We start from the raw sequence: 6,632 nt of genomic DNA, 5'->3' as shown, positions 1-6,632 counted from the left end.
TTACAGATTTGTAAATATATTCAAAGCATTCGTCAAACACGGTACTAGTTTAAATAAAAAATGTTCTTACAGATTTGTAAATATATTCAAAGCATTCGTCAAACACGGTACTAGTTTAAATAAAAAATGTGCTTACAGATTTGTAAATATATTCAAAGCATTCGTCAAACACGGTACTAGTTTAAATAAAAATGTGGTTACAGATTTGTAAATATACTCAACGCACTCGTAAATGTAATTTCGATCGTTTGACTAAACAGCTTCACCGAAGTGCGTCAAACACGGTACTAGTTTAAATAAAAATGTGCTTACAGATTTGTAAATATACTCAAAGCACTCGTAAATGTAATTTCGACCGTTTGGCTAAACAGCTTCACCGAAGTTAGCCAAACGCAATATTAACTGCCGATTAAATTTCTTCTTTTATACGTTCGATCAGATAATGGGGATAGCCCATTGAAGCCATCATGTGCGTGATGATAATTCGTTTTCTCCCCGTATTGGCATTGGTTATTACCCAAAATGGCGTATGGGGAATGTTACGGGGTTTGCTGGCTTTAAATAAATGCTGCTCTTCCTCGCTATCCGCTGCCAATAAAGCATTTAAATTCCGGCCGAGATAATCCCGAGTGCGTCCTTTGGTTTTATCCGCAGCTTCTTCAAACGCATGGGTATTTTCGTAATACATAGTCGCCAGTAACATCATAAATTTATTAGTAACAACGGCTTCTGTCTTAAATACTTCACTATCAAATAATGCATTAACACCGTGAGCAAGCGATGCTGGCAATGAGCTATTCTCACTGTTATTATCACAAGGCGTAACCGTCTCAAAAAGAGGGGACTCATCTTTAACAGTTTCTTGACGGGGAGGTATTGATGCTACGGATGAGGTCATTGAGGGCGGATTGCCTGCAGATGCATCAGGCAAAGATAACAATCTGCGCAGAATCTGCGAGGGTGTTTCTCCAAAGGCTTCTATATTAGCCAAAATATATTTATAAAGGTCATCTTCTATCTCTATATTCTTCATTCTTTCACCATGCGATATTCACCACTTCACTAGTTATTTTGCTTTATTCTATTCTATTTCAATCGAAAAATTAAAAAAATTCTTAAAAAGATTACTAATAACAAATTTTACATTGGAAATGCGCTTTCCTAAAAAATAAACCGCTGCTATTGAGATCATATTAAACCAAAAAAAACATTGTTTTTTTGATCTATCTTGTTTCTTCTTAAAAAGGCCAGTGTTTGTTGAATTCAACTATTTTCATGGGCCATAATGCAATATTTTGCTCATTTACAGATGATCTGCAAACATTATTATTTCTCATATGTAATAATGTTTGCCCGTATATTTAGCTTTAAGAAAAAATCCGATGATCCTTAATTACCGACAGAAAAAATCGACTTTACCTGAATCAAAACAATCATCTGAATACATTTTCATCATACACGGATTATTTGGCAGTTTATCAAACCTCTCTGGTTTGGCGAGTGAATTACAAGAGCTGCATCACACTATTTCTGTTGATTTGAGAAACCATGGTAACAGCCCCCATGATGACTCGATGACTTATCATGAAATGGCGGCTGATATCTTTGCATTAGCCGATCATCTTAATATTGAACGCTTTTCTATTGTCGGTCATTCGATGGGTGGTAAAGTGGCCATGGCCTGTGCTTTATTAAATCCGCTGCGGGTTAATAAAATAGTCGTCGCGGATATTGCCCCTGTCACTTATCCGGATAAACATAATGATGTTTTTGTCGGCTTAAAGACGCTTACCAGGGAACCAATAAAAAACAGAAAAGAGGCGGATTTAACGTTAAGTACTTCTATTACAACACCTGAAGTTCGTCAATTTTTACTTAAGTCGTTAATAAAACGCGGAGAACACTATAATCTGCTGTTTAATTTAGCAGCACTCAGCGCAAACTATGCGAGCATTAGAGCCTGGCCGGAATTCAATAATATTTTTAACCAGGAAGCGCTGTTTATAAAAGGTGAAGATTCTGATTATATCCGCCCTGAATATCAGCCTGATATCTTAAAATACTTCCCCAAGGCCAAAGCTAAAATGATTAAAAATACCGGTCATTGGTTACATGCCGAGAAACCCAAGACCTTTAATAGGTTAGTGAAAGCGTTTTTCAAATGAAAGAACAAAAGCATTGTTTGCCACGGCGCAGCAAAGTGCCCAAAATCTTACTCCCAATAGCCCAAGGTATATGTTATATTCCCTCCTCTTTTTTGAATGGGGGTTAATGTGTTACAGGAATATACTGAACAGATTGAGACAATTGGCCTTTATGGATTTTACCTCCTCCTTTTTTTATTTATAGGGCTTTCCATTCAAGATGTATTAAAGCGTGGTAATGTTCCTAAATTTGGTCGCCAAGTGGTTTGGGCAGTGCTTTTTTTTGGTTGCATCGGTTTTATCGCCAAAGCAATTATCGAAATAATCTGGACTAGCAGAGGTTTTGGTTAGTAACAAAAAAATAGACTAATACACTGAACTAATGATTTATTATTTATCTATTAGTTGATCCTATTAGCAGAACATAGCAGTTTTAGGTAAAATAATGGCAAAAGAATCATTTGATCGCATAACACACGATCTTTTTGCTGATGAGGTGCGTCCAGGCAGACCGAAAAGCAATCCCTATTGTCGTCAAGTGCAGCTTAAGATTAATAAGAAGAAGCAGATACTACGGGACAAGCAAAAAGGTTTAAAACGTATTGAGTTAAAAGTTGATAGTGAATTATTTGAAAAACTAAATGAGCTATCAAAAAAGCAAGAAATTAGCCGTGGAGAGTTAATTAACCAGTTACTTCACGAGCTATTAATTTAATTTATAAATAAAGGTAATCGACTATGGCTAGCGTAGGTATTTTTTTTGGTAGTGACACGGGCAACACAGAAGCTGTTGCTAAAATGATCCAAAAAGAGTTAGGTAAAAAATTAGTTGAAGTAAAAGACATAGCAAAAAGCACCAAGGAAGAAATTGCAGAGTTTAGCCTGCTTCTATTTGGTATTCCAACTTGGTACTACGGTGAAGCGCAGTGTGACTGGGATGATTTTTTCCCGGAATTAGAAGAGATTGATTTTAACGACAAGTTAGTTGCTATTTTTGGTTGTGGTGATCAGGAAGATTATGCGGAATACTTTCTTGATGCGATGGGTCAACTCGGTGATATAGTAGAAAGCAAAGGTGCTATTATCGTTGGTCACTGGCCCATAGCGAGCTATGATTTTGAAGCATCAAAAGCGCAAATCGATGATGACAATTTAATCGGTCTCGGCATTGATGAAGATCGCCAGCCTGAATTAACCGCTGCCCGTGTAAAAGAATGGTCAAAACAGGTTTATGATGAAATGTGTCTTGCTGAACTTGCAGATTAATTATTAGCAGCTCAAACACCAGGAATCCAGCATGTCGATAGAAAATGATGCACTAAAAGAAGCCGGACTAAAAATAACCTCACCACGAGTGAAGATTTTGGGTTTATTACAACGACCCGAAAATCAACATATCAGTGCCGAAGATCTCTACAAAAAATTGCTTGAACAAGGCGATGAAGTGGGTGTGGCGACGGTTTATCGAGTATTAAATCAATTTGACGATGCAGGAATAGTCACTCGCCATCATTTTGAGGGTGGAAAATCTGTCTTTGAACTTGCCAATCAAGAGCATCATGATCACATTGTCTGTTTAACCTGCGGAGAGGTGATTGAGTTTAATGATGATCTAATAGAAAAACAGCAAAAGCTCATTGCCGAAAAATACGGTATTAAGTTAACTAACCATAGTCTTTACCTGTTCGGTGAATCCATTGATGGTAAATGTAAGCACCAAAAATAGCGTTGATTTATGATATTTAAAGCCCCGTTTAGTCTATGCTAAACGGGGCTTTTTGATAAATAATAAGTTAGCGGATCTTACGTATTAAGATTCTGGAATTACGTTTAAGGTTATAAAGCTCTTTTTTAGCAGCAGGTAACTGGTTGAGCTCAGCAAATTCAAATCCCCGTTCTCTAAACCAATGAATACTTTGTGTGGTCAAAACGAAAATAGACTCTAATCCCAATTTCCTTGCTTTGCGCTCGATATGCGCCACCAGATTATCTGCCCTTGCACCTCTTCGGTATTCAGGATGACTGACTAAACAAGCCAGTTCGCCCATTTTTTCAGCAGCAAAGGGATAAAGTGCAGCACAGCCAATCACCATGCCGTCTCGTTCTACAATTTGAAAATAAGCAATTTCATTCTCTAACAGTTCACGCGAACGTTTGACTAAAATGCCCTGTTCTTCCAGAGGCCTTATCAGTGCCAATAGGCCACCAATATCGTCAATAGTGGCGGTTCTTATTCTCTCATAACTCTCTTTTACTATCTGAGAGCCAACCCCGTCACGGGTAAAAAGCTCTTTTAATAAAGCGCCGTCTTCGTAATAACTGATCAAATGACTGCGTGCCACACCGGCTTTACACGCCGCTAGCGCTGCACGTAAAAAGCGTAATGTACCCGAAGCCTGTCCGGACTCCAGCTCCATTAAATCAACGTGCTGTTGTGCTTGCTCTGGTAATAATTCAGTAATGACCTCTCCCTCATCATCCAGCACCCCGATATTAGAGCAAAAACCGATTAATTTGTCAGCTTGTAAGCCGACCGCAACCTGTGTCGCCACTTCTTCAGCCAGGAGATTAAAAACCTCACCGGTGACCGAATAACCAAGAGGTGAAATAACCGGAATAGCGCCTGCTGCAAGTTGTGTTCTTATACCTACAACATCAATTTTTCTGACCTTGCCCGCATGGCAGAAGTCGATACCATCTTTGATCCCTATTGGCTGTGCGGTAACCACATTGCTGATCACCGTGCGTATCGCAGCACCCTGCATTGGCGAGTTAGTCAGCCCCATTGATAATCGTGATTGTAATTCAATCTGCACCGCACCAACAGCCTGCTTGATAAGGGTTAGGCTTTTGTCGTCGGTAATACGCAAATCATCGACAAATTGACTGGTGTGACCATTTAAGTCTAACTGTTTTTGAATTTGCGGTCGCACACCATGCACTAAAACAAGCTTCACGCCTAAGCTGTTTAATAATGCTATATCATTAATAATATGCTGGAAATTATCCGTTTCTAAGGCTTCTCCCCCGAGCATCAGTACAAAGGTTTTGCCCCTATGTGCATTAATATAAGGAGCCGAATTACGGAACCAATCCACCAACTGTTTTGAATCTTGTAGCATTTCCATTTCAATACCTGTTTAAGCGCCTATGGGTATTATATTATCAATCAGTCTGCAGAAATGCATTAATATTTAATGAATGTCGTTCATTAGCGATACACTTTGGGAAATCTGCCGGGTTGTTGGCACGGTGGTTATTGCCAAATGTATTAAAGATGCGCTGTTCTGCCGTTTTGTTATTCTGATTATCATGTTACATTAGATAAAACTAATAATAGGGTAAAATAATGATCGTTAAAAATATTCTTAAAGTGCTCACTTTAGTATTATTTAGCAGCTTTTGTCATGCACAAGTTACACAGATAGAACCACAACAACTTATTCAGCAGATAGAAAATGAAAAGTTGTTAGTTATTTTTGATGTGCGCACAGAAGATGAATATAATCGAGGACATATTAAAGGCGCAATTAATATCCCCTATAACCAATTACTCAAAAACCAGGACAAGATAACGGCTTATAAAGACCAGCCGGTGATTCTGTATTGCCACTCTGGAAGGCGCGCAAAAATTGCAGCTGGCACCTTACAGAAACTGGGATTTACAAAACTTATCGACTTAAAGGGGCATATGATTTTATGGGAACAATTACGCTACCCGCTGGTTAAATAATTGCTTTACTCTCCCCTTTATAACTCATTAGGCTTCTTTGTCCGTCGCAAATACAGGCAGGGAAAGGTGCCAGTAGATAGCACACAAGCGTAATGATAATGTTCCGCTGATTGCAATGATCATTGCTAAAATGGGCGTAAATTCAAGATATTTACATAACACAAACAATACTCCACCCAGAATAGAAGCCGTAGCATAAATTTCTTTTTGTAAAACAAAGGGTATTTGCCCGCTTAACAGATCCCGAATCATACCGCCCACCACCCCGGTTATACATCCCATGCCAATAGCGACAGGTCCGCTAAAACCTAATGCCAGTGCTTTTTGTGCACCCACAATAGTAAATATTGCCAGACCAAAGGCATCCAATATAAGCAGCAGATAAGGGGGAGCCCGATGAATATGCTTTAACCAGAAAACAGTTAAAATAGCCGTCATTAAAATCACATAGATATAATTATTATCAACGATCCAGAATACCGGTGTTGCTCCCATCATCATATCGCGAAGCGTGCCGCCACCTATTCCCGTCACACCTGCAAGCACAATAATACCAAAGGGATCCATGCGTAACCGAGTCGCAACCAGCACACCTGAAACGGCACAGGAGGTCACACCAATCATATCGGCAATATAGATAAATTGTCCTAACATATTAAACTATCCCTTATATTATTCTCTATTTTGTAAAATTCGCACCGCATTATATACATAAACAGCTTTCAGGTGCTTCGTTAGTTGGGTTTATTTCGGCA

General features: G+C 38.8%; 10 protein-coding genes. 7 read left to right on the top strand and 3 right to left on the bottom strand.

Annotated features, from left to right (window positions below):
- On the top strand, window positions 1-211 hold a 211-nt coding region (locus ACJAZP_RS14260), incomplete at its 5' end, for a hypothetical protein (protein ID WP_415231410.1).
- 198 nt (window positions 212-409) lie between these two features.
- Here ACJAZP_RS14260 and ACJAZP_RS14255 read toward each other — a convergent pair.
- On the bottom strand, window positions 410-1,033 hold the full coding sequence (locus ACJAZP_RS14255) for a replication initiation regulator SeqA (RefSeq protein WP_415231409.1): 624 nt from the start codon (window positions 1,031-1,033) through the stop codon (window positions 410-412).
- 349 nt (window positions 1,034-1,382) lie between these two features.
- Here ACJAZP_RS14255 and ACJAZP_RS14250 point away from each other — a divergent pair, with 349 nt between their 5' ends.
- The 5 genes from ACJAZP_RS14250 to fur all read left to right on the top strand — a co-directional run bounded on the left by ACJAZP_RS14250 (window position 1,383) and on the right by fur (window position 3,870).
- Window positions 1,383-2,165 carry an alpha/beta fold hydrolase gene (locus tag ACJAZP_RS14250; RefSeq protein WP_415231408.1) on the top strand — a complete coding sequence of 261 codons (783 nt, stop codon included), beginning with the start codon at window positions 1,383-1,385 and terminating at the stop codon, window positions 2,163-2,165.
- 108 nt (window positions 2,166-2,273) lie between these two features.
- Complete coding sequence (locus tag ACJAZP_RS14245) at window positions 2,274-2,495, top strand: DUF2788 domain-containing protein (protein WP_415231407.1); 222 nt, start codon at window positions 2,274-2,276, stop codon at window positions 2,493-2,495.
- Between the two features lie 94 nt (window positions 2,496-2,589).
- A complete protein-coding gene (gene ybfE, locus ACJAZP_RS14240; protein WP_415231406.1) occupies window positions 2,590-2,859 on the top strand; it encodes a LexA regulated protein in 270 nt (89 codons plus the stop codon).
- Between the two features lie 23 nt (window positions 2,860-2,882).
- On the top strand, window positions 2,883-3,410 hold the full coding sequence (gene fldA, locus ACJAZP_RS14235; RefSeq protein ID WP_415231405.1) for a flavodoxin FldA: 528 nt from the start codon (window positions 2,883-2,885) through the stop codon (window positions 3,408-3,410).
- 31 nt (window positions 3,411-3,441) lie between these two features.
- Window positions 3,442-3,870 (top strand): ferric iron uptake transcriptional regulator, encoded by a 429-nt coding sequence (fur, locus tag ACJAZP_RS14230; RefSeq protein WP_415231404.1) that lies wholly within the window; start codon window positions 3,442-3,444, stop codon window positions 3,868-3,870.
- Window positions 3,871-3,937: 67 nt separating this feature from the next.
- On the opposite strand, the gene argA is transcribed toward fur, so the two are convergent.
- A complete protein-coding gene (gene argA, locus ACJAZP_RS14225; RefSeq protein ID WP_415231403.1) occupies window positions 3,938-5,272 on the bottom strand; it encodes an amino-acid N-acetyltransferase in 1,335 nt (444 codons plus the stop codon).
- A gap of 221 nt (window positions 5,273-5,493) precedes the next feature.
- Here argA and ACJAZP_RS14220 point away from each other — a divergent pair, with 221 nt between their 5' ends.
- Complete coding sequence (locus tag ACJAZP_RS14220) at window positions 5,494-5,877, top strand: rhodanese-like domain-containing protein (RefSeq protein ID WP_415231402.1); 384 nt, start codon at window positions 5,494-5,496, stop codon at window positions 5,875-5,877.
- 27 nt (window positions 5,878-5,904) lie between these two features.
- On the opposite strand, the gene ACJAZP_RS14215 is transcribed toward ACJAZP_RS14220, so the two are convergent.
- Window positions 5,905-6,531: a trimeric intracellular cation channel family protein gene (locus ACJAZP_RS14215; RefSeq protein WP_415231401.1), complete on the bottom strand. Its 627-nt coding sequence runs from the start codon at window positions 6,529-6,531 to the stop codon at window positions 5,905-5,907.
- Between the last annotated feature and the right edge of the window lie 101 nt (window positions 6,532-6,632).

The organism is Psychromonas sp. (genome assembly GCF_047632955.1).
Taxonomy (GTDB): domain Bacteria; phylum Pseudomonadota; class Gammaproteobacteria; order Enterobacterales; family Psychromonadaceae; genus Psychromonas.
This window is presented reverse-complemented; position numbering and strand designations above follow the sequence as displayed.

Coding starts and splice junctions, on each gene's coding strand:
- ACJAZP_RS14255 (WP_415231409.1), bottom strand. CDS start 1,033: ATGAAGAATATAGAGATAGAAGATGACCTTTATAAATATATTTTGGCT.
- ACJAZP_RS14250 (WP_415231408.1), top strand. CDS start 1,383: ATGATCCTTAATTACCGACAGAAAAAATCGACTTTACCTGAATCAAAA.
- ybfE (WP_415231406.1), top strand. CDS start 2,590: ATGGCAAAAGAATCATTTGATCGCATAACACACGATCTTTTTGCTGAT.
- fldA (WP_415231405.1), top strand. CDS start 2,883: ATGGCTAGCGTAGGTATTTTTTTTGGTAGTGACACGGGCAACACAGAA.
- fur (WP_415231404.1), top strand. CDS start 3,442: ATGTCGATAGAAAATGATGCACTAAAAGAAGCCGGACTAAAAATAACC.
- argA (WP_415231403.1), bottom strand. CDS start 5,272: ATGGAAATGCTACAAGATTCAAAACAGTTGGTGGATTGGTTCCGTAAT.
- ACJAZP_RS14220 (WP_415231402.1), top strand. CDS start 5,494: ATGATCGTTAAAAATATTCTTAAAGTGCTCACTTTAGTATTATTTAGC.
- ACJAZP_RS14215 (WP_415231401.1), bottom strand. CDS start 6,531: ATGTTAGGACAATTTATCTATATTGCCGATATGATTGGTGTGACCTCC.